The organism is Emticicia sp. MM, assembly GCF_001649495.1.
In genome coordinates, this window is the sequence record NZ_LXHX01000009.1 from 62089 (window position 1) to 82993 (window position 20905).

The 20905-nt window shown below is 35.7% G+C and carries 16 protein-coding genes; 9 read left to right on the plus strand and 7 right to left on the minus strand.

The features are described from left to right. Positions 1-38: 38 nt before the first annotated feature. A complete protein-coding gene (locus tag A6M55_RS01265) occupies positions 39-341 on the minus strand; it encodes a co-chaperone YbbN (protein ID WP_015029500.1) in 303 nt (100 codons plus the stop codon). A gap of 368 nt (positions 342-709) precedes the next feature. Here A6M55_RS01265 and A6M55_RS01270 point away from each other — a divergent pair, with 368 nt between their 5' ends. Together A6M55_RS01270 and A6M55_RS01275 are read left to right on the plus strand one after the other, a co-directional pair. Further along, positions 710-1621, plus strand: a complete 912-nt coding sequence (locus A6M55_RS01270; RefSeq protein WP_064196196.1) for an RluA family pseudouridine synthase — start codon at positions 710-712, stop codon at positions 1619-1621. A 140-nt stretch (positions 1622-1761) separates the two neighbouring features. After that, a complete protein-coding gene (locus tag A6M55_RS01275; protein ID WP_064196197.1) occupies positions 1762-4545 on the plus strand; it encodes an outer membrane beta-barrel protein in 2784 nt (927 codons plus the stop codon). Here the strand turns inward: A6M55_RS01275 and A6M55_RS01280 are convergent. Then, the gene (locus tag A6M55_RS01280) at positions 4542-5606 is read right to left on the minus strand and encodes a dipeptidase (RefSeq protein ID WP_229235459.1); all 1065 of its coding nucleotides are present in this window, start codon (positions 5604-5606) and stop codon (positions 4542-4544) included. The two genes, A6M55_RS01275 and A6M55_RS01280, sit on opposite strands and share 4 nt — an antisense overlap. Before the next feature lie 208 nt (positions 5607-5814). Next, positions 5815-6177, minus strand: coding sequence for a DUF4286 family protein (locus tag A6M55_RS01285; RefSeq protein ID WP_015029504.1), 363 nt, complete (start codon positions 6175-6177; stop codon positions 5815-5817). A 126-nt stretch (positions 6178-6303) separates the two neighbouring features. Here A6M55_RS01285 and A6M55_RS01290 point away from each other — a divergent pair, with 126 nt between their 5' ends. Both A6M55_RS01290 and A6M55_RS01295 read left to right on the plus strand, forming a co-directional pair. Continuing rightward, on the plus strand, positions 6304-8772 hold the full coding sequence (locus A6M55_RS01290; RefSeq protein WP_064196198.1) for a YfhO family protein: 2469 nt from the start codon (positions 6304-6306) through the stop codon (positions 8770-8772). A 90-nt stretch (positions 8773-8862) separates the two neighbouring features. Next, a complete protein-coding gene (locus A6M55_RS01295) occupies positions 8863-9744 on the plus strand; it encodes a hypothetical protein (protein WP_064196199.1) in 882 nt (293 codons plus the stop codon). Positions 9745-9796: 52 nt separating this feature from the next. On the opposite strand, the gene A6M55_RS01300 is transcribed toward A6M55_RS01295, so the two are convergent. Both A6M55_RS01300 and A6M55_RS01305 read right to left on the minus strand, forming a co-directional pair. After that, entirely contained in the window at positions 9797-10603 is an 807-nt protein-coding gene (locus A6M55_RS01300) for an anti-sigma factor domain-containing protein (RefSeq protein ID WP_015029507.1), read from the minus strand. A 61-nt stretch (positions 10604-10664) separates the two neighbouring features. After that, complete coding sequence (locus A6M55_RS01305; protein ID WP_015029508.1) at positions 10665-11246, minus strand: RNA polymerase sigma factor; 582 nt, start codon at positions 11244-11246, stop codon at positions 10665-10667. Positions 11247-11554: 308 nt separating this feature from the next. On the opposite strand from A6M55_RS01305, the gene A6M55_RS01310 reads away from it, so the two are divergent. The 5 genes from A6M55_RS01310 to A6M55_RS01330 all read left to right on the plus strand — a co-directional run bounded on the left by A6M55_RS01310 (position 11555) and on the right by A6M55_RS01330 (position 18070). Next, positions 11555-12595 (plus strand): agmatine/peptidylarginine deiminase, encoded by a 1041-nt coding sequence (locus tag A6M55_RS01310; RefSeq protein ID WP_064196200.1) that lies wholly within the window; start codon positions 11555-11557, stop codon positions 12593-12595. 63 nt (positions 12596-12658) lie between these two features. After that, positions 12659-13006 (plus strand): hypothetical protein, encoded by a 348-nt coding sequence (locus A6M55_RS01315; protein WP_015029510.1) that lies wholly within the window; start codon positions 12659-12661, stop codon positions 13004-13006. Positions 13007-13169: 163 nt separating this feature from the next. Continuing rightward, positions 13170-15572 carry a peptidylprolyl isomerase gene (locus A6M55_RS01320; RefSeq protein WP_064196201.1) on the plus strand — a complete coding sequence of 801 codons (2403 nt, stop codon included), beginning with the start codon at positions 13170-13172 and terminating at the stop codon, positions 15570-15572. An 85-nt stretch (positions 15573-15657) separates the two neighbouring features. Next, a complete protein-coding gene (locus A6M55_RS01325) occupies positions 15658-17004 on the plus strand; it encodes a peptidylprolyl isomerase (RefSeq protein ID WP_015029512.1) in 1347 nt (448 codons plus the stop codon). Positions 17005-17098: 94 nt separating this feature from the next. After that, complete coding sequence (locus A6M55_RS01330) at positions 17099-18070, plus strand: MoxR family ATPase (RefSeq protein ID WP_015029513.1); 972 nt, start codon at positions 17099-17101, stop codon at positions 18068-18070. A 77-nt stretch (positions 18071-18147) separates the two neighbouring features. Here A6M55_RS01330 and A6M55_RS01335 read toward each other — a convergent pair whose 3' ends face one another. Both A6M55_RS01335 and A6M55_RS01340 read right to left on the minus strand, forming a co-directional pair. Further along, a complete protein-coding gene (locus tag A6M55_RS01335) occupies positions 18148-19029 on the minus strand; it encodes a Ppx/GppA phosphatase family protein (protein ID WP_015029514.1) in 882 nt (293 codons plus the stop codon). A 144-nt stretch (positions 19030-19173) separates the two neighbouring features. Beyond that, positions 19174-20793, minus strand: a complete 1620-nt coding sequence (locus tag A6M55_RS01340) for a sodium:solute symporter family transporter (protein WP_015029515.1) — start codon at positions 20791-20793, stop codon at positions 19174-19176. Positions 20794-20905: the final 112 nt, after the last annotated feature.

Below are 20905 nucleotides of genomic sequence, written 5' to 3' on the forward strand. Positions count from 1 at the left end.
ATAAAAAAAGGACGAGGTTTATGCTCGTCCTTTTCTCGTTAATATAATGCTTTATCAATGGCTTTTACCACTTCAGGTACCGAAATAAGGCCAGTGTGTCGCCAAAGTTGTTTATTATTCTGAAACAAAATGAGGGTTGGAACTGCCTCAATTTTATATTTTTTACGTAGAGCAGGATTTTTATCTACATCAATTTTCATCACCAAAACCTCTTCATCAATTTCCTCAACTAATTGATTGAGCATTGAGTCTATTTTTCTACAAGGTTTGCACCATTCGGCCGTGAAATCTATTAAAACGGGTTCATCCGAACTTACTAATTCTTCAAAATTGCCTGTCATAGCAGTAATACATATTGTTTGCTGAACTTATACTACATTTTTTTTATGGTTTTGGTTCTTTTCAGGCATAACTTTCTTAAAGCATTACTAAAAGCAATGTAAGTTCGGGATTAAGTATATGTTTTTATAAATTTTCAAACCGCAGATAACACATATTTATCAACGCAAATTTTTACAAATGTTTATTATATTTTCATCGAAAATCAGCATTATATGTGGGTCTGCATCTTAATTACGAAGGTAATTCTTATTGAGGAATTGCCTAATCATTGGCGAAAAACCTTAGAAAATCTAAAAAATTTACTCATTTCATTAATTTCAAACTACCTTTGAATATAGAAACAAATATTGGAAGCTGATAAATTAAAATGCTCAAACAAGATAAAAGACAAAATAATAAACCTAGCAAGTCTGATTCTACTCAATTTAAAGTTGAGGTTGAAAGTGAATTGTTGGTGTTTTTACTCGAAAAGATAAAAAATCGTAGTAGAAATGATATAAAAGTTTTATTGAGAGAAAAACAGATTTTTGTAGATGGTCAGGCGATTTCTCAATTCAATCATCCGCTTAAACCTCAACAAAAGGTAGAAGTAAAGTGGAGAAAAATGCCTGAAGAACAGCGTTATAGAGCTTTGAATATTGTTTTTGAAGATGAGTACCTAATTGTTATTGAAAAGCAGGCTGGCATTTTATCGATTGCTACCGAAAAACAAAAAGATAATACGGCATATAGTATTTTGAGTAGCCATGTAAAAAAACAAGACCCCCGAAATCGAATTTTTGTGGTGCATCGCCTCGACCGCGAGACTTCGGGTTTGATGATGTTTGCTAAGAGCGAAAAAATTCAGAAACTTTTACAGGAATCTTGGAATGATTCCATAGAAGAACGCACTTACTTAGCTGTAGTTGAGGGAAAAGTTGAAAAACAAGAAGATACCATCGTATCATATTTAGTTGAAAGCAAAGCTTTGATTATGTATTCAACCAAAAACACGGAGGTAGGGCAGAAAGCAATTACGCACTACGAAGTATTAAAAAGCAATAAAAACTACTCGCTTTTGAAGGTAAATCTTGAAACTGGTCGAAAAAATCAGATTCGTGTGCATGCCAAAGATATTGGGCACCCAGTGGTTGGTGATGAAAAATATGGGGCAAAATCAAATCCTCTCAAACGTCTTGGTTTGCATGCTTGGGTATTGGCATTTAAGCATCCCATTACAAAAAAAGATGTAAGATTTGAAACTGAAATGCCAACAAAATTTACAGGTTTATTCAATTAAAATGCCCTTTCGACGAATTTTCTGAAACTTTGGTCTTTATAAAACACAAACTCGACGTTTTCTATTACAGCTCAAGCATTTAGCAAATTATATTTGTACTATACTAATACGAAAAAACTAAAAACGCTCTTTTACCAAAGATGAAAAAAACATTGATGCTTTTGTTTATGTTATTTTCGTCTTTGGTTTTTGCTCAACCTAAATCAGTAGTTAGAGGAATTGCCATTGACGAAAATAATCAAGTGCTTCCTTTTGCAACTATTAGTGTGCTTGTTACCAAAGATTCTTCTAATATTAGTAGCCAACTCACGAAAGAAAATGGCTCTTTCGAATTCATTCTAAGTAATTCCAAATCATATTTATTAAAAATATCCGTAGTTGGGTATCAAACGACCGTTTTCCCATTTACAATTCAGGGTGATTTTACTGATTTGGGAAATGTATTAGTTAAAAGTGCCGATAATGTGCTGAATGAGGTAATAGTAAAAGGTAACAAAGAACCAGTAGCTGTAAAAAAAGATACCCTTGAGTTTGATGCAGGCGTATTAAAACCCCAGCAAAATGATAACCTTGAAGATTTATTAAGGAAAGTACCAGCTTTGGAAATAGATGAAAATGGAGGAATCAAAGCTCAAAATAAGGTTATTAAAAAATTGTATATTGATGGGAAAGAGTTTTTCGGAAATGACCCGCAACTCGCTTTGAAAAACTTACCAGCTGAGTCGATTGAAAAAATACAAGTCGTTGAGAAAAAGACCGAACAGGCAGAGTTTTCGGGAGTAGATGATGGCGAACGTGAAATGGTCATTAATGTTACGCTGAAAGATTCTCACAAAAAAGGAACATTTGGTTTTGGTTCGGTAGCGGGTTTTCCGAAGTTTGATAATTCGCCTGATTTCTACAATGCCAAAACTTCAATCAATAGATTTAGTCCGAGTGAGCAGTTTTCAGTAATTGGGCTATTAAATAACCTCAATCAGCAAGGATTTACGCCACAAGATGCTGCCAATTTTTCAAGCTTAAATTCACAATCAAATCGTGGAGGTGGTGGCGGAAATGCCGCAAATGTAAACTTACCGATTGTCGTTGGTAAACGACCCGGCATTGTTTCGACCGAAGGTGCAGGGTTGAATTATAATAATCAATATGCCAAGAAGTCTTCATTTCAAAGTAGTTATTTCTTTAATGCAGGGCATACTGACTTGTTGAGAAACTTGTTTCGACAGAGTTTTTTACCCTCTAAAACTATCAATACTGACCAGAATACACAACAAAATCGTGATAACAATAACCACCGACTGAATGCCATACTTACACACCATTTCGATGAAAAAAACTTACTGAAACTCACCACTTCCGTGAACACTGTTGCTGGTGATGCCCTCACGAATACACTTTCTAAGATAAGCACTTTTTCTTTAGGAGACACGGTGGTAAATACTTCAAACAGAACGGTACGGAATCACTCTAATGGACAAAATTATAATAATAGTCTTTTACTTCGACACAGATTTTCATTGCCACGCCGAACAATAAGCTTGAATGCTGTTTTTAATTTGAATAAAGATACCAACAGCGACTCAACCAATACACTAAATCGAAATCAAGTTAATGGAGCAATTGTAGAAAGAACAATCAATCAGGAAAACCTTCGAAAAACCAAACAGCAAAACCAACGCATTCAAATAGCCTATACAGAGCCTTTGGCTAAAAATATGACATTAGAAGGCAATTATGCCTATCAACAAAATATCAATAGTTCGAATTTCGATGTTTGGGATATTGTCAATGCCACTTTTGTGCAAAATAATGTTTTGAGTAATGCCTATAGTAGTCGATTTGATTTTCAGCAAGCAGGTTTTAAGTTAAATAATGAAACCAAAGAGAAAACTTTGATGGTAGGCGTTTTTTATCAGAAATCTATTTTGCAAAGTATTGTGAAGCGAGCATCTGATAATGTCTTAGAACGCAGATTTCAGAATATTTTGCCGTCAATGCGATATTCGTTCCGTAGAAATGCCGATAATAAAAACCTAAGAAAAGTAAATAATAATGTCACTTTTGAATATAATACAGCTGTAAGTGAGCCATCGGTAAGAGATTTACAACCAATTACGGTTAATAATAATCCACAGAATATATTTCTTGGAAATCCAGACCTGAAGCCTGAGTATGTACATAGATTATTTTTGAATGATAATATCTTCAACCCCAAAACTTTCACGAATATTGGTATCAGCGGGAATCTAAATTATACACAAAATGCCATTGCCTACGCCCAAACGGTAAGTGAAACCCTTGTGCGTACAACACAACCCGTAAATATGCCATATCGTTTGAATGCCAACCTAGGTATGAATTATACTTTTTCGATTGGAAAAGTAAAGAATCGCATGAGGATAACGATAAGTCCGAGATATTTGGTTTCGCAAGGAAACAGCTTAGTAAATGGTGTGAATAATTTGAACACGCAAAATCAATATCGAGGAGATTTTAAGTTTACCTATTTGACAGATAAGATTAACTTTATTGTTGCGGCAAATTACCAGAAATCGTTTGTTACTTATTCGGTCAATCAAGAATTTAATCAAACGTTTTCAATATTAAAAAACACCACAGATTTACGTTGGAGGATAACCAAGGAATTTACACTAGCAACTGATTTTGATTATACTTATTATCAGAGTTCTCGCTTAAATAATGCTCTCAAGCCGATTCCGATTTTAAATGTAGCCGTAAAACATTTATTTTTGAAAAATAATAGGGGAGAACTCATGTTTTCTGTGCAAGATGTATTCAAGCGGAATATTTATCTTTCGCCGCGTTCGGATGAGAACTTCTTTGAAATAGACCGCTCGAATACTCTTAGTAGGTATTTCTTATTGACTTTTACTTATACCGTCAGAAATCAAGGTAAGCGTTAATTGGGTAAGTTTCTAAGGAAAAAATCTCTGATATTTCCGCCCATAATTTTAGTAATATCTTCTTGATTGAATCCTTCTTTTTCGAGTGCTTTTACGATAAGTGGCAAACCAGTTACATCAAAATGAGTTCCAATTGCACCATCGAAATCTGAACCTAAACCTACTTTGTCAACGCCAATTTTATCGGCTACATATTTGATACTTTTGGCAGTTGCGGCGGCATCAGTTCCGCAAACGGCTGTTTCCCATAGACCAATGCCAATGATTCCATTGTGTTTACCGATTTCGATGATTTGTTCATCAGTTAAATTTCGATTATTATCGCAAACACCTTTAATACCCGTATGTGAAACAACTACTGGCCCGCTATGCAATTTCAATACATCGCTTATGGTTGCTTGAGAAGAGTGAGCCAAGTCAATAACCATATTCTTTTCAGCCATTTTCTTGATTAAATCTTTACCTTTTTCAGTTAGTCCACCCTTTTTTACACCGTGAGCAGAACCCGCCCATTCGTTATCAAAAAAATGTGCTAAACCAATATATCTAACCCCTGCATCATACAAAACATCAAGATTGTTTATATCATTTTCTAAGCAGTGAGCTCCCTCAACACCCAACATTCCAGCAGTAATGAAACGATTTTGTTTTCGGTCCGCTATATATTTTTCTAAGTCTCTTTTGGAAGTAATTACTCTAAATTTTCCACCCGATTCTTTGGCAAAGCTATGAAGGTCATGGCATTGGTCTAAAGCACGCGTTTTGATACTAAACCAATCGGCTGGCTTGCGAAGTTGGGCAAAATTAAGCAAAGCTACTTGGTCGGTGTGGTCATCGTTGTGCTCGATATTAATTCCGCGGGGTGTTTTACTTACAATCGTAAAAACTTGTAAGGCCATATTTGCTTCAAGCATTCTTGGTAAATCAACGTGGCCATAATTATGTTTTTCGAAGAAATCTCTGTCCCAAAGAAGAGCGTCGCAGTGCAAATCAGCAATGAAAGGAATGGCTTCATAAACACTATCTTTCGGGAATGGGGGTTGGCTAGTTACTTTATTCATTGATTTATCAATCATGCTAGGTAAGAAGCCAAAGAAAAAAATAGCAACGACGATAATAGTAAAGAAGAAAATCTTTAGGGCTTTTTTCATGAGTAAGTGAAGTGTAATATTAGTGTAATTAGGTAGGACAATTTTAGTGATTATATCCCTAAAAAACAAAACCTGTCTTTGAAAAAGACAGGTTTTGTAGATAATTCTGAATATTTCTTTAGGCTTCTTGAAGAAGTGAACTGAATTCAACGTATTTCCCTCGGAAAAGCATTTGGTATCTATCCGAAATTCTTTCACGATGCTGCATTTCAAATTCCATATAATCTTCCATATTTTTGAAATGAAATTGAAAAGCAAAGGTTTTATCAGTATTGGCTTGTTCGTTGAGAAGTCTGAAAACTTTAATGTCTTTAGGCAGATTCGTAGATAATGCAACTGGTATAAAATTTGATTTCATCCACTTTAACCATTGTTCGTTTATTTTATCTTCAACATTAAACGTAATATTAAAAATGAGCATTGGTGCGTTTGTTTGATTAATATTCCTGCAAAGTTCGTAAAGATTTTTGGTCTTGTTCATACCTAATTTACTTTTTCTTTGCGTTCTTTGTAAGATATTATAGCAGAATTATACGAATTGTTTTGATAATTCGGTAAACATGCTGCCAAATTCAAAAGATAATTAGCTAACATATTTTCCAAATCAATGTTTAAAAAGTATATTCCTCATCTCATCGCGGCGGTTGGCTTTGTGGTTGTGAGTTTTATGTATGCATCGCCACTCTTGCAAGGCAAACGCCTTGCCATGCACGATACTCAAATGGCTGCGGCCTCGGCTAAAGAATTAAATGATTTTTATAAGCAAACAGGCGAGTGGGCTTGGTGGACAAACTCAATGTTTGGTGGAATGCCAGGGTATATGGTGGCAGGCGATTATGAAAATAGCCTTTCAACAAAGATTGGTTCATTTTACATGAACAATATTCCTTCTCCAGCCAATGTTTTGATACTCTTGATGTTGGGTTTTTATGTGTTAATGCGAGTATTAAAAGTAAATAATTGGCTCGGTTTTTTCGGTTCGGTGGCTTATGCATTCAATACCTACAACCTGCTTTTTCTTGAGGCTGGCCACGTTTCAAAAATTGTAGCCATTGCTTTTGCACCTGCTCTTTTAGCTTCTTTTATAGCTGTTTTTAGGGGAAGATATTTGTTGGGTATTGCGATGACCACCTTCTTCATGGCTATGGAGATGTATGCCAATCACCCACAAATTACTTATTATTTATTCTTCTTATTAGGTATATATGTACTTTTTGAAAGTTATTTACATGTAAAGAAGGGTAACTTTTCGGGTTTAATTAAGGCTTATGTAGTTGTATTGGTTGGGTCATTGATTGGTTTTGGAACTAATAGTATGCACTTATGGAATAACTTTGTTTACTCGAAAGAAACCACACGCGGCAAATCAGAGCTTACACTCGGAAACTTGAATCAATCAGCTGATGGTTTAGGAAGAGATTATGCTTTTTCATATAGTCCAGGTAAAATAGAAACGTTAACGCTCTTGGCTCCAAATTTTGTTGGAGGTGCTTCTGCTGCCAACTTGGGCGAAAAATCTGAGACTTATAAAATGCTTGTAGGGAAAGGTGTTGATGCTACTACCGCAGCACAGTTTAGCTCAAATCTACCGATGTATTTTGGCCCACAATCTTATGTTTCTGGACCAAATTATTCGGGTATCATCATTTTATTCTTATTTATCTTGGGGTTAATCTTGGTAAAAGATGGTTTAAGATATGTGCTGATTCTGACCTCAATTTTATACTTGTTTATCTCTTGGGGGAGTAGTTTTAGTGGCTTCAACTTCTTTATGTTCGATTATTTCCCTTACTACAATAAATTTAGAGATAGTAAGATGGTTGTTACACTCATGCACTTGTGTTTTGTATTGGGGGCTATGATGGGTGTGAATAAAATCATTACTGAAAAGCTATCTTTCAATGAACTTAAGAAACCTTTACTTTATAGTATTGGAGGTTTAGTGCTATTGATTTTACTTGGTTATTTCATGCTTGATTTCCGATCAGAACGTGATGCTGATATGTTTAAGAGTATGGCTCAGGCCAACGGACAGGAGTTTGCCGATGCTTTTGCGGCTTCACTTCATGCCGACCGCCAATCGGCAGTAATGGGTGATTTGTTACGTTCGATATTTTTATTAGTAATTTCTGCTGGAGTAATTTGGGCTTATACTACCGAGAAAATAAAAGCTAATGTATTTGTCATTGTTTTAGGTATTCTGGCTGCTCTTGATTTAGCTTTGGTTGATAAACGCTACTTTAATAATGATGATTTTCAAACCAAAACTCGTGTAGCTGAGCGATTCAATCCATCGCCTGCTGATGAGCAAATTTTACAAGATAAGGACCCAGATTTTAGAGTGGTGGATTTAGCAACAAACCAAGGCTTCTTTGCAGATGCAACTGCTTCCTACTTCCACAAATCTATTGGTGGATATCATGGTGCTAAATTGAAGCGTATTCAAGAATTATATGATAATGCAATGACCAAAGATGGTAAGTATAATTTACCAATCTTTAATATGTTGAATACGAAGTATTTCATTACACCAGGACAAGATGGAAACCCAGTGGCACAAAAAAATCCAGATGCATTAGGTAATGCGTGGTTTGTGAATGAAGTAAAAGTGGTTAAGAATGCCGATGAGGAAATTAAAGCTGTTAGCAATTTTAATCCGCGTAGCGTAGCTTTTGTTGATGAACGTTATAAACAATATTTTAGTGATAAAAACATTAAACAAGATACAACGGCGACTATCAAACTAACTGATTATAAGCCAAATTATTTGACTTATGAGTCAAATTCTCCGACTAACCAAGTAGCAATTTTCTCTGAAATTTACTACCGTGGAAATGAAGATTGGAAGTCTTTTGTGGATGGACAAGAAACGCCACATTTTAGAGCAAACTATGTTTTGCGTGCCATGACTATTCCTGCTGGTAAACATAAGATTGAGTTCAAATTTCAACCAAAATCAGTCATAATTGGGGCAAAAATAGATTTAGTTGCATCTATTCTTATGGTTTTACTACTTATTGGAGCTTTAGTGATGGAGCTTCGCAGTGAGAAAAAAACTGAACAAACAGAAATATAAATTATGGCATAAATCCCGAATGAAGTAGAAGATTAGCATTCGCTATCTAAGTTTTCATTCGGGATTTTTTATCAACGAATAAAATAAACGATGTTTGATTATTATTTGAAAATCGGAGCCTTGTTTAATCATACGATTCAAACCTTTGTTTCGATTTTGAAAGTATTATTATTATCGAAATTTTGGCTACCAAAATTTTCCAATCAAAAAAAGATTGCTTCCATTTTAGGAAATGGTCCTTCGCTTAATCACGCTTTAGCAGAAAACTTAAATTTTTTGCAAGAAACAGATACCTATTGTGTAAATCTATTTGCATTGTCAGAAGTTTACTCTTCCTTGAAGCCCCAAAATTATGTTTTCTTAGACCCTGCCTTTTTCATGTACGATGAACAAAATGATGGGCGTCAGGATATTAAGAAAACATACGAAGCTATTTTTGAAAAGACTGATTGGGCAATGAGGTTTTTTGTTCCGGCCAGTGGGCGTAACTCTTATTTTGTAAAAAGACTAAAAAAAGAGAAGCCTAATGTGCAAGTGTGCCTTTTCAATTATACCATTGTGCGTGGTTTTCCTGCTTTCAGAAATTGGATTTTTAAGCATAATTTAGGAATGCCTCAATGTCAGAATATTTTGGCGGCATCGCTTTATGTAGCATTAGTTCAAAACTATGAAAGTGTTTATTTGTTTGGTGCAGACCATTCATGGCACGAAGAAATGAGAATTACCGAGCAGAATGAATTTGAAATGCGTCAGATTCATTTTTATGACAATTCGGCCGATATCAAACACGAAAAAGTAGTAGATGTGCGAAATAATTCTCGACCAAGTTTGCAAGCACAATTTCTCTCTTTGCACAAAGTGTTTTTTTCTTACGAAATATTAAGATCTTTTGCTCAATCAAGACATATAAAAGTACTCAATGCTAGTAAAAAGACCTACATTGATGCTTTTGAACGAGTAAAGATTTCTTAAAAAAAGCGGAGCTATGTTTCGAAACATAACTCCGCTTTTTGCTTTCTAATTTCTATATACCCATTACCATCACATCTGATGTAGGAACTGGGCTTCCACCTTTTTTCTCTAATGTAACTGCAAATGCTTTTGCTGTTGATATTTTCTTCACTTGTTGAGTATTATTTTTTATATCAAACACACCCGCATCAACGGGTTTATCATCAATAATTGCCCACAGTTGATACTGCATTCCTGCGGGAGGAGCTGGTAAATTACCCCTCACTACATAAACTTGGTTAGTTTTTGTATCCCATGCGAGCATGACAGTTGAATTTTCTGAACCTTTTTGACCGACTAACTTACTCATTTTCACGCTTGGGTCCATCAGTAATTTAACTTCATTGGCCGACATCATTTCTTCCTGCGATTTGATATCTTTTTGGAGTTTTATATTTTCATTTACAGCTAAATCAAGATTTGATTTTGTACTTTTCCATTGGGTAGCTAAGTAAATATTAGCTAAAATACTACCCAATAATGCTACTGAAGCGGCAATTCTTAGGTAAGTTCCGTAAAACCCCGAGATTCTGGTTGCCCGTTGGGCATTGAAATCTATTTCTTGGCCACTCTCAAAGTCAATAACTTTACTATTACCCTCCACAATTTTTGACCAAATTTGGTCTTGCAGATGAGCTGGAGGAGTTTGAGCATTGGCAAAGGCATAGCTTTCTAAGGCTTCTTCGATTGCTCGAATTTCGGCCTTAATTTCGGGGTATTGCATAGCCAATTGCTCGATTTCGGCCACTTCTTCCGTCGAAGCCAATCCAAGCACGTAGCTTTCTATAATCCCAGAGGCTATGTATTCTTTAATATTCATTTTACTAAACGAGTGAAAACTTCACTCTAAGTTCTCTTTAGTTTTATTCAATAATTAAAACTCATAAAAATAGGTATGATAAGACAAGCCATAGCACACCCAATAGATTCCTTAGGTTACCGATAGCCGCTTTTATTCTTGTTTTTACTGTACCAAGTGGAATGCCGAATTCATCTGACACTTCAGCTTGTGTATAACCCTGAAAATAAACTAAATCAATGAGTTGTTTATATTCAGGTCTTAGGCCATCGACAATTTTTCTAAGGCCAATCGCATCAATTGATAAGTTGGTTTGATATTCACTATCTACTTGGAAAATTACAGAATCTTCCATTGATACATTCTGAGATGAATCTCTGTAATCAGCCGAACGAACTTTATCGATGCTTAGATTACGAGCAATATTCATCATCCATGTAAAGATGCTTCCCTTCGAAGAGTCATAATTATCAATATTTCGCCAAATTTTTAAGAATGTATCTTGTAACAAATCACTGGCGTCATCATCTGATTGGACGATTTTGTTAATCACACCAAACAAAGCTCCTGAATAATTATTATACAGGATATTAAAACCCTTCTGGTCTTTATTTCGCAATAAAGTTACCAAATCTTCTTCTGCTATGCTAATTCGACGTGCCAAGCGTTTTTTTTTAGTTCAAACTAAATAACAATACTTTCAATAAGATGTTTAGTTACTTTCTCAATCAAAATATAGAATTATTTAATCTGATGGTTTTAACGGTTCTAAGATGATTAATTTATCATGTCTTTTTGATAACATTTACGGTAAATCTTAAACTTTGGATTTCCTCATTTCAGAATTTATAGATTTTCAGCTTAACTTTGTAGAAAAATCTATAATCAAGAGGTTTGCAGTGGGTAGTTTGCAATATTAATGATAAGATTTCACAAAAGGAAACGGTTTTACTACCCAATAATTAAAATAGAATGACTCCGAAAGAACAAGGCTTTTTTTTTCCTGCCGAATGGCACCCTCATAGAGCTACTTGGCTTAGTTTTCCGCAAAGTTCAGATTCGTGGGATTATGGCGAGCGTTTAGAAAGAATTTATCCTTCATACATGGCCTTTGTGAAAGCCATCACAGAAAGTGAAAATGTATGTATTAATGCCAAAGACGAGGAGCACCAAGCCCTTATTTGGCGATTAATAGAAGAATATGGGATAGATAAAAGTAAAGTAGAAGTTCCGATTCATCCTAATAATGACTCTTGGTGCCGCGACCACGGCCCGGCGTTTTTGATAAACCCCGAAACTAAACAACGAATGATTGTTGAGTGGGGCTATAACGCTTGGGGAGGTAAATATCCTCCTTATGATGATGATGATAGAATTCCAATAAAAATTGCCGAATATTTGAATCTACCTTATGTAGTACCTGGTATTATCATGGAAGGTGGTTCGGTAGAATTCAACGGAAAAGGTACAGTATTGACCAGTAAATCTTGTTTGCTTAATCCGAACCGAAATCCGCATCTTTCTCAGTCCGAAATTGAAGATTATCTTCGTAATTACTATGGAGTGGAGCAAGTTTTATGGGTTACTGAAGGAATTGTGGGCGATGATACCGATGGCCATATTGATGATACTACTCGTTTTGTGAATGAAGATACCGTTCTAACAGTGGTTGAACCCAATGAAGAAGATGATAATTATCATCCGCTCAAACAAAACTTGGAAGATTTAAAAGCCATGCGTTTGCCTAATGGCCAGCCACTAAATATTATTGAGCTACCAATGCCTGACCCCGTGTATGATAGTGGCGTAAGGCTACCAGCTTCTTATGCTAATTTCTTGATAACCAATAAATTTATTATCGTTCCTACTTATGGTTGCGATAAAGATGATCTTGCTTTATCAATTATTCAAGAGTGTTTTCCTAAACATAAAGTTGTTGGTATTAATGCTACCGAAATCATTTGGGGTTTGGGTAGTTTTCACTGCTTGTCACAACAAGAACCCATCATTTAATTCATATTAGGAGCGAACTTTGGTTCGCTCTTTTAATTTTGCTATTTCCTAAACTTTTGTTTTATGTCAATAAACTATCATGGAAAAACCTTCAAATCTGTAAATAATACACCCAATGGAGAAGTTGGGGCTGAAACTATATTCAATTATCAGCAACAGGGAAATGTAGTTTGGGCAGAATATCGTGGAGGCTCAATCTTAAAAGGTTTTTTAATTGCTAAAGTTGTTGAGGAAAATGCTTTAGATATGCGTTATGAACACATCAATCAGTATGGTGAGTTAATGACGGGTATTTGTTTTTCAAAGCCTGAATTATTACCTGATGGCCGTATTCGCTTACATGAACAATGGCAATGGACAAGCGGTGATTTATCATCGGGCCAGTCGATAATAGAAGAAATTATTGAATAAAATTTCGTAAAAAGCAGAAATTTCGCTTAATTTTGGATTCTTTAATACCTTTTGTTTGATGTTTATCATCTTTAGAGGTGTCTCTTACTCAACAAAATCAGTTTCATCACAATAAATTCTAACCTTTGCAGTTGTTTATTGAGGATGATTGTTTTATGCTTTTATGATGAAATACAATAAATATATATATATAACATTAGTTTTTATACAATTAGCTTGTCAAGTTGCCAAGAAACCCCTACCTAAAACTAATCAGGTAGCTTCTACGAAGTCTAAAGAAGATATTTTTACTATTTCTTCTACAACTCCACCTCTTATAAGCACACCTTCAGTAGCAGAATCTAAGCCAGAACCTGTTGCGTTGACAGTAGGTAATGTAGCGTTAAAAACTGCCGATTTAAAATTTGCTTTCGAAAATCAGATTTCAGAAGATTCGCTCTCGCCTAAAGCTTTTTTAGAGCAGGTCATCAACGACCAAAGGATTATCGCCGATGCAAAAAAGAGAGGCTACGATACTACCGCATCATTCAAGCAAGAAATAGAAGATTATCGAAGTACTTTAGCCGAAGCGTATTTAACCGATAGCACAACGATTAAAGCACTACTAAAAGAAACTTATGAATGGATGAAAGAAGAGGTTCGCGTAGCTCATATTATGTATCCTATTTCAGAGTTTGCCGAGCCAACAGATACTTTAGCAATTTATAATAAATTAGTTGATATTCGAAATAGAGCTCTAACAGGAGAAGATTTCGACACTTTAGCTCAACAGTTTTCACAAGATAAAAAAACAAATAGTGTTGGTGGTGATTTGGGTTGGTTTAGAGCGATACGTTTTCTGTACCCACTTGAGAAAGCAGCATATACTACTCCGGTTGGACAAATATCTATGCCAGTTCGAACAAAGGGAGGGTATCATATTGTGAAAGTTTTAGGTCGCCGACCTTACAGTGGAAGTGTGTTAGTACAACATATATTAAAAACAGTTCAGCCCAATGCTATTGAGGCAGAAAGCCTTAAAGCAAAAAATACGCTGGATTCATTAAGAGAAGTGATTGCCAAAGGAGGAATCTCTTTTGAAGATGCTTGTAAAAAATATTCTGATGATACACGCTACCGAAATTTTGGTGGTTTTTTGCCAGTATTCGGAATTGGTGGTAGAGAAGAAGTATCATTTGAACAAGCGGCATTTGCTTTGCAAGAAGGAGAAGTATCAAAACCAGTACGTACTACAATTGGCTGGCATTTGATAAAGCTTTCTAAAAAAATCCCAATGGAGTCTTTTGATGAAGCTCAGGTAAAGTTGAAAGATAAAATTGTGACAGACTCAAGGGGCGATGTAGTAAAAGAAAATACGCTCATCAAACTAAAAAAACAAATGAAGTTTGATGAAGACCAAGAGGTTGTTAAAAGGGCCATTACGGCCGCTGATACTAACATTTTGGTGAAAAAATGGGCTTATGCAGTTAATAATGAATTATTGAATAAACCAATATTCAACATTGGCTCAAAAGCATACAAAACTAAATTGTTTTTTGATTTTGCTGTTGACCATCAAACTTTCGAACGAATACCAACGGGCTATACTCCTACAATGGTTATGCGTAGTTTCTATAAGAAGTTTGTTGAAAATACCGTAAAAGAATATGCCGAATCTCATTTAGAGGAATTGAATCCTGATTTTAAGATTTTGATGAATGAATATTCTACAAGTCTTTTGAAAATGGAATTACTCAATGATTTAGTATATGAAAAGTCAACATCTGATACAACCGAACAACGCCTCTTTTACGAAAAAAATATTGTACGCTACCAGATGCCTGAACGAGTACAAGCTACTATTATTGCCTCGAAAGATGCTAAAGTGGTTTATCAGGTAAAAGAATTACTCGAAAAAGGTAAGCCCTATAACCTCAAAAGACTCTATCGTACGCCATTATATTTTACAAAATCATCGAGCAATCTAACCCCTGACCACAAGCAGACTTTAGTTTATATCCTAGAAATTATGCGAAAAAATAAAGGATATGTGGTAGAAATAGGTGGGCATGCAGACCAACACGAAGAAGATAATATTTCGGCTGAACGTATAGAAAAAGCTAAGGCGTTCTTGGTGGCTAATGGCTTATCAATTGAAAGAATTATCGAAAACGACTACGTAAAAACCAAACCCTCGGGTGATAAATTTGATTGGTCTAAAAACCAAAGAGTTACTTTTGCTTTTTATAGTAATTCACAAAAAGATGTAGAAAAAATATTTAATGCTAAAGAAGCAAATACAGTAAGCATTGAAGAGGGATATTTTAAACACGGCGATAATAAGTTTATTGATTTAGTACAGTGGGTTGTAGGAAGGCACTCAGTAGCAAAAGATGGGCAGTTTGCTGATGTGATTATCGAACAAGTAGAGCCAGCAAGAAGCAAAACACTAAGAGAATGTAGAGGACAAGTGTTGGTGGATTATCAAAAATATCTTGAAAATCAATTTAAAACAGACTTGATTAATAAATATCCTGTAAATTTGAATCAAGAAGAGATTGATAAAGCCTTAGGTATAAAAAAATAAACTTTAGTAGAGATATAGCCTAAGTGCCATTAATTACGTTTACAAAAGAACAATAGTAGAAATTATAAGTATTCAAATAAATAAAATGTTTAAGAAATTATTCCTTTTGGTTTGTCTGCCAATATTGGCATTTTCCCAAAGTGCACCTATCAATATTGACAGAATTGTTGCAAAAGTTGACAACTACATCATCCTACGTTCAGAAGTTGAGCAGCTTTATATTAGAGGCCAGCAACAGCAACAACCAGTAAGTAAATGCCAAGCTCTAGAGAGTATGGTTGTTAATAAACTTTTGGTTGCGAAAGCAGAAATAGACTCTGTTTTAGTTGAAGATAAAGAAGTTGAAGCTCAGCTTACAGCCCGTATGCAACAAATGGTGCAGTTGTACGGAAACGAGAAAAATATTATCGAACAATTTGGTAAATCGCTTGAAACACTCAAAAGTGAGGTACGCTCACAAGTGAAAGAGCAACTTACTGCCCAAAAAATGCAGGGAAAGATTACGGAAGACCTTAAGATTACTCCGAATGAAGTAAGAAGGTTCTTCAATCGTATTCCTAAAGACAGTATCCCCGAAATACCTACCGAAGTAGAACTGGCACATATTGTGCGTTTGGCTAAGGTAACGAAAGCTCAAAAAGATGAGTTATCCGAACGTCTCCTCGATTATAAACGTAGAGTTTTGGCCGGAGAAAAATTTGAAGACCTAGCCAAAGAATATTCTGAAGACCCAGGTTCTCGTCAATTTGGTGGTGATTTATCTTGGGCTAAACGTGGGCAAATGGTACCGCAATTCGAGGCAGTAGCAATGAAACTTAAACCCAACGAAATTTCAGATGTAGTAGAGTCAGATTTTGGTTTACACCTCATTCAAACGCTTGAAGTTCGTGGACAAGAATACCATGCTCGCCATATTTTGTTAAGACCAGATTATAATAGATTAGATATCACTGATGCTAAAAAGTTTCTTGATAGTATCAGAACTGAAATTGTAAAAGATAGTATTAAGTTTGAAAAAGCTGCCAAAGAGTTTTCTGAAGATAAGCAAACTCAAGATGGAGGTGGTATATTACTTGACCCTCAAAGTGGTTCAAGCAAAATGGCTCTTGATGAGAGCATGGAACCTACGCTTTACTTTACGATTGATACCATGAAAGTTGGCACGATTACTGTTCCGCTACCTTACAGAAGCGAAGATGGTAAAACTGGCGTAAGAATCATTTATTATAAAGCTAAACATGCTCCACATAAAGCAAGCCTGAATGAGGATTTTGAGCGATTAAAGGAGTTTGCTATAATGGAAAAAAGAAATGTGGAGATTGAAAAATGGTTCAAAAAGGCTACAGCCGATGTATATATTAAGATTGACCCTGAGTTTGAATCTTGTAACATTTTTGGCAAAGACCGAATTAGTGGAGGGGTACAATATTAAATAGTGATAAAAACTGAAAATGTAGCGTTTGAATAAATAATTTTTCTATTACTAAATCACATATTACATACATCCTAACTCATATCTAAAATAGATGAGCAAAGTTACATTTACTTCTGACGTAGAAGCAGCTGATGCCCTAAAAGTGGCGTTTAATCAATTGCAAAATGAAATTGGACAGGTGATTGTTGGACAAGATGAAACTGTTCGTCTGCTACTCACTGCCATCTTTTGTCAAGGTCACTGCTTATTGGTTGGAGTGCCAGGTTTGGCAAAGACTTTATTGATTCATACTATGGCATCGGCTTTGGATTTAGATTTTAACCGAATCCAGTTTACGCCCGATTTAATGCCTTCTGATATTTTAGGTTCGGAAACGCTTGATAATGACCGTAATTTTCGATTTATCAAGGGCCCTGTTTTTGCCAATATCGTATTGGCCGATGAGATTAACCGTACACCACCTAAAACGCAATCTGCTTTGCTTGAAGCCATGCAAGAGTTTGCCGTTACAGTAGGCGGAAAGAAACATGGTATTGGCCGCCCTTTTTTCGTTTTGGCTACTCAAAATCCAATCGAACAAGAAGGAACTTACCCTTTACCAGAAGCACAGCTCGACCGTTTTATGTTTATGGTTACCCTTGATTATCCGTCTTACAAACAAGAGCTTGATATTGTTAAGAATACCACTTCCGACCGCAAAACGACAGTAAATAAAGTTCTTTCGGCCGAAGAAATACTTTATTTTCAACAATTAGTACGTCGTGTACCAGTACCTGATAATGTAGTAGAATATGCAGTTGCATTGGTTCATAAAACTCGTCCGACATCGGAAATGGCTTCAGCTGATACTAAGAAATATTTAGAGTGGGGTGCTGGGCCAAGAGCTTCTCAAAATCTAATTTTGGGGGCGAAATGTAATGCTCTTATCAATGGTAAATACTCGCCAGATATTGAAGATGTGAAGGCTGTGGCAGTTTCAGTATTACGTCATCGTATCGTAAGAAATTTCAAAGCAGAAGCTGAGAATGTTTCTGTAGAAGATATTATCAAGAATATGTTGTAAAAAATTAGATATTTCAATAAAAAAAGGCTCAAAAGTGTAAACTTTGAGCCTTTTTTTATTGGATATATTACTTAACATTATTCTTCATTCATCAAAGTTTCATACACCAACATCAGAATTCCATCTTTTAATCCTAAGTCGGGTACCATAATTTCGTTGGCTCCTGCCCATTTCATTACCGAAATATAAATATCTGATGCTGGAACGATTACATCTGCACGGTCGGCATTGAGTTGAAGTCTATTTATTCGTTCTTCGAGACTAAACTTTTCAATAAAGTTTCTCATTTTCTCTAAATCTTTCAACGAAGCTTTATTATCTTTTTTCCCTTCAATCATATTAAAGAGTTTTGAGACATTCCCACCTGTTCCAACGGCAATCACTTCTTCTCCTTTAGGTATATTTTCATTGACCCAAACCTGCATTTTTTTCCAAACATCTGGTGCTTCTTTGTGCTCAAGCAATCGAACCGAACCAATTTTAAAAGATTTGGCTGTGACTTTCTTATGCCCTTTATAGATATTTAGTTCTGTACTTCCACCACCTACATCTATGTGTAGATAAGTCTTATCGTCATCTAATACCGTAACGATTACATTATTAATGAGTTCTGCTTCTTGCTCACCTTCAATGAGGTGTATTTCCATGCCCAATTCATTAAAAATTCGCTCCACAATACTTGCTCCATTTTCAGCTTCACGCATGGCACTTGTCGCACAAATCATGTAGGCATCAACTTCATGAAGTTCCATCAATAACTGATAAGCCTGTAAGAGTTTTTTGATTCGAGCTTCGCTGGCGTGAGAAATACTCCCTGTGTTGAATACATCCATACCCAAGCGGAGAGCAAAGCGAACATACTCAACTTTTTTGAAGCTAATTTTATTTTTATTAGTTAATACCGACGAAATCTGCATTCGTGCAGCATTAGAGCCTATATCAATGGCAGCGATTTTCATAACTCCCTACCCCAAAAGGGGAGTTTTTGGTTTAAAGTTTAATGATTTGCAAAAGTAATGATTTCATATTAAAATAAGGAGAGAAATAAAAAAGGTACTGTAATTTCCCACAGTACCTTTTAAGAAATCTTTTATGATAGTCTCTTACCAGAAGTATGTATAAAGGAATACAATTGTGAGTATCACAATTGTTGCCCCAATTGCAAAGCTTTTTGAGGTTTTAAACATTGCTGTATCAATTTCCAATCCTTTATTTTCACTCGGTAGAGCCAAGCCTAAGACAAACATTACTGCTACACAAATAACAAATACCCATCCCATACGGTCAAGGAAAGGAACTGTTGTCCAATCAGCACCCGGTAGCCAGTTATTGTGCATTGAAAGAGCAATCAAGAAACCACCTACAATAGCGAAAAATGCACCCGCTGAGTTGGTTTTTTTCCAGAAAAAGCCCATAATAAATGTAGCGAAAATACCCGGAGAAAGTAGTCCTGTCATTTCTTGGATAAACTGGAAACCACCTTTCTTTTCGATTCCCATGAATGGAGAGATAACAATAGCCAAAATCATCGAAATAACGATAACTATTCGACCAATGACAACCAATTTTTTCTCGCTCATATCTTTAGCAAAGTATGGGCGGAAAACATCAAGTGTGAAAATGGTAGAAATACTATTGGCTTTACCTGCCAAGGAGGCAACAACTGCTGCTGTAAGTGCTGCAAAAGAAAGCCCCTTCAAACCAACAGGCAAAAGGTTTAATAATACTGGATAAGCACGGTCTTGGTTGAATGTACCATCAGCTCCGAGCATTTCTTGTTGGAACATGCCTTTTTGGTATAAAGCATAAGCAGCAATACCCGGTAAAGTCACAATTACAGGCATCAATAATTTCAAGAACGCCGCAAACAACAAACCATTACGAGCGGTATTGAGGTCGGCACCAAGGGCACGTTGTGTAATGTATTGATTACATCCCCAATAATTAAGATTTACAATCCACATACCACCAAAAAGAACAGTTAAGCCTGGAAGCGACATATAGTTTGGATTTCCTTTTGGATAAATCATGTGGAAGTGGTCATCGTGGTTTTGAGTCATTAACTTAAAGCCAGTTGCCAAACCTTCCATGCCATATTTTTCAGAAACGAGCGTTACGGCCAAATACGTAGCTGCCAAGCCGCCAATTACCAAGAAAAATACTTGAATTACATCTGTAAAACCAATTACTTTCATACCTCCAATGGTGATAATAATGGCGAAAACGGCCAAGAATACCATACAAGTATAAAAATCTAAACCCGAAATACCCGAAACGGCTAATGCCCCTAAGTATAAAATTGAGGTTAGATTTACCATGATATAAAGCAATAACCAAAAAATTGCCATAATCAAACTCACAGTTTTGTTGTAGCGTTGGCTTAAAAACTGTGGCATGGTTGAAATATTATTTTTCAAGTAAATAGGCATGAAAAATACTGCAACAATGATGAGTGTAGCGGCAGCCATCCATTCGTAGGTTGAGATACCTAATCCCATCGAAAATCCATTGCCCGACATTCCAATCATTTGCTCGGCTGAAATATTCGAGGCAATCAAAGAGGCTCCAATTGCCCACCAAGTTAGGGAGCCCTCTGCTAAGAAAAAGTCTTTAGTAGAAGTTTGTGCTGATTTCTTTTTGTTATAAATCCAGTAGCCATAGCCCGCTACTATAATAAAATAGAAGAGAAAAACTAAGTAGTCAAGTGTTTGAAGTTTTTGCATTTTGCTCAGGGTTAATTAATAAGTGTCAAAGTAACATTTCAATCGTTGTTTGTAACAAATTACGATATAAAATTTGCTTTTTCAAAGAAAAACTAAGGTTTTTAGAAGAGAG

Bases quoted from the DNA above. Each gene is read 5' to 3' on its own strand.
- A6M55_RS01265 (WP_015029500.1), bottom strand. From the start codon at position 341: ATGACAGGCAATTTTGAAGAATTAGTAAGTTCGGATGAACCCGTTTTA.
- A6M55_RS01270 (WP_064196196.1), top strand. From the start codon at position 710: ATGCTCAAACAAGATAAAAGACAAAATAATAAACCTAGCAAGTCTGAT.
- A6M55_RS01275 (WP_064196197.1), top strand. From the start codon at position 1,762: ATGAAAAAAACATTGATGCTTTTGTTTATGTTATTTTCGTCTTTGGTT.
- A6M55_RS01280 (WP_229235459.1), bottom strand. From the start codon at position 5,606: ATGAATAAAGTAACTAGCCAACCCCCATTCCCGAAAGATAGTGTTTAT.
- A6M55_RS01285 (WP_015029504.1), bottom strand. From the start codon at position 6,177: ATGAACAAGACCAAAAATCTTTACGAACTTTGCAGGAATATTAATCAA.
- A6M55_RS01290 (WP_064196198.1), top strand. From the start codon at position 6,304: ATGTTTAAAAAGTATATTCCTCATCTCATCGCGGCGGTTGGCTTTGTG.
- A6M55_RS01295 (WP_064196199.1), top strand. From the start codon at position 8,863: ATGTTTGATTATTATTTGAAAATCGGAGCCTTGTTTAATCATACGATT.
- A6M55_RS01300 (WP_015029507.1), bottom strand. From the start codon at position 10,603: ATGAATATTAAAGAATACATAGCCTCTGGGATTATAGAAAGCTACGTG.
- A6M55_RS01310 (WP_064196200.1), top strand. From the start codon at position 11,555: ATGACTCCGAAAGAACAAGGCTTTTTTTTTCCTGCCGAATGGCACCCT.
- A6M55_RS01315 (WP_015029510.1), top strand. From the start codon at position 12,659: ATGTCAATAAACTATCATGGAAAAACCTTCAAATCTGTAAATAATACA.
- A6M55_RS01320 (WP_064196201.1), top strand. From the start codon at position 13,170: ATGATGAAATACAATAAATATATATATATAACATTAGTTTTTATACAA.
- A6M55_RS01325 (WP_015029512.1), top strand. From the start codon at position 15,658: ATGTTTAAGAAATTATTCCTTTTGGTTTGTCTGCCAATATTGGCATTT.
- A6M55_RS01330 (WP_015029513.1), top strand. From the start codon at position 17,099: ATGAGCAAAGTTACATTTACTTCTGACGTAGAAGCAGCTGATGCCCTA.
- A6M55_RS01335 (WP_015029514.1), bottom strand. From the start codon at position 19,029: ATGAAAATCGCTGCCATTGATATAGGCTCTAATGCTGCACGAATGCAG.
- A6M55_RS01340 (WP_015029515.1), bottom strand. From the start codon at position 20,793: ATGCAAAAACTTCAAACACTTGACTACTTAGTTTTTCTCTTCTATTTT.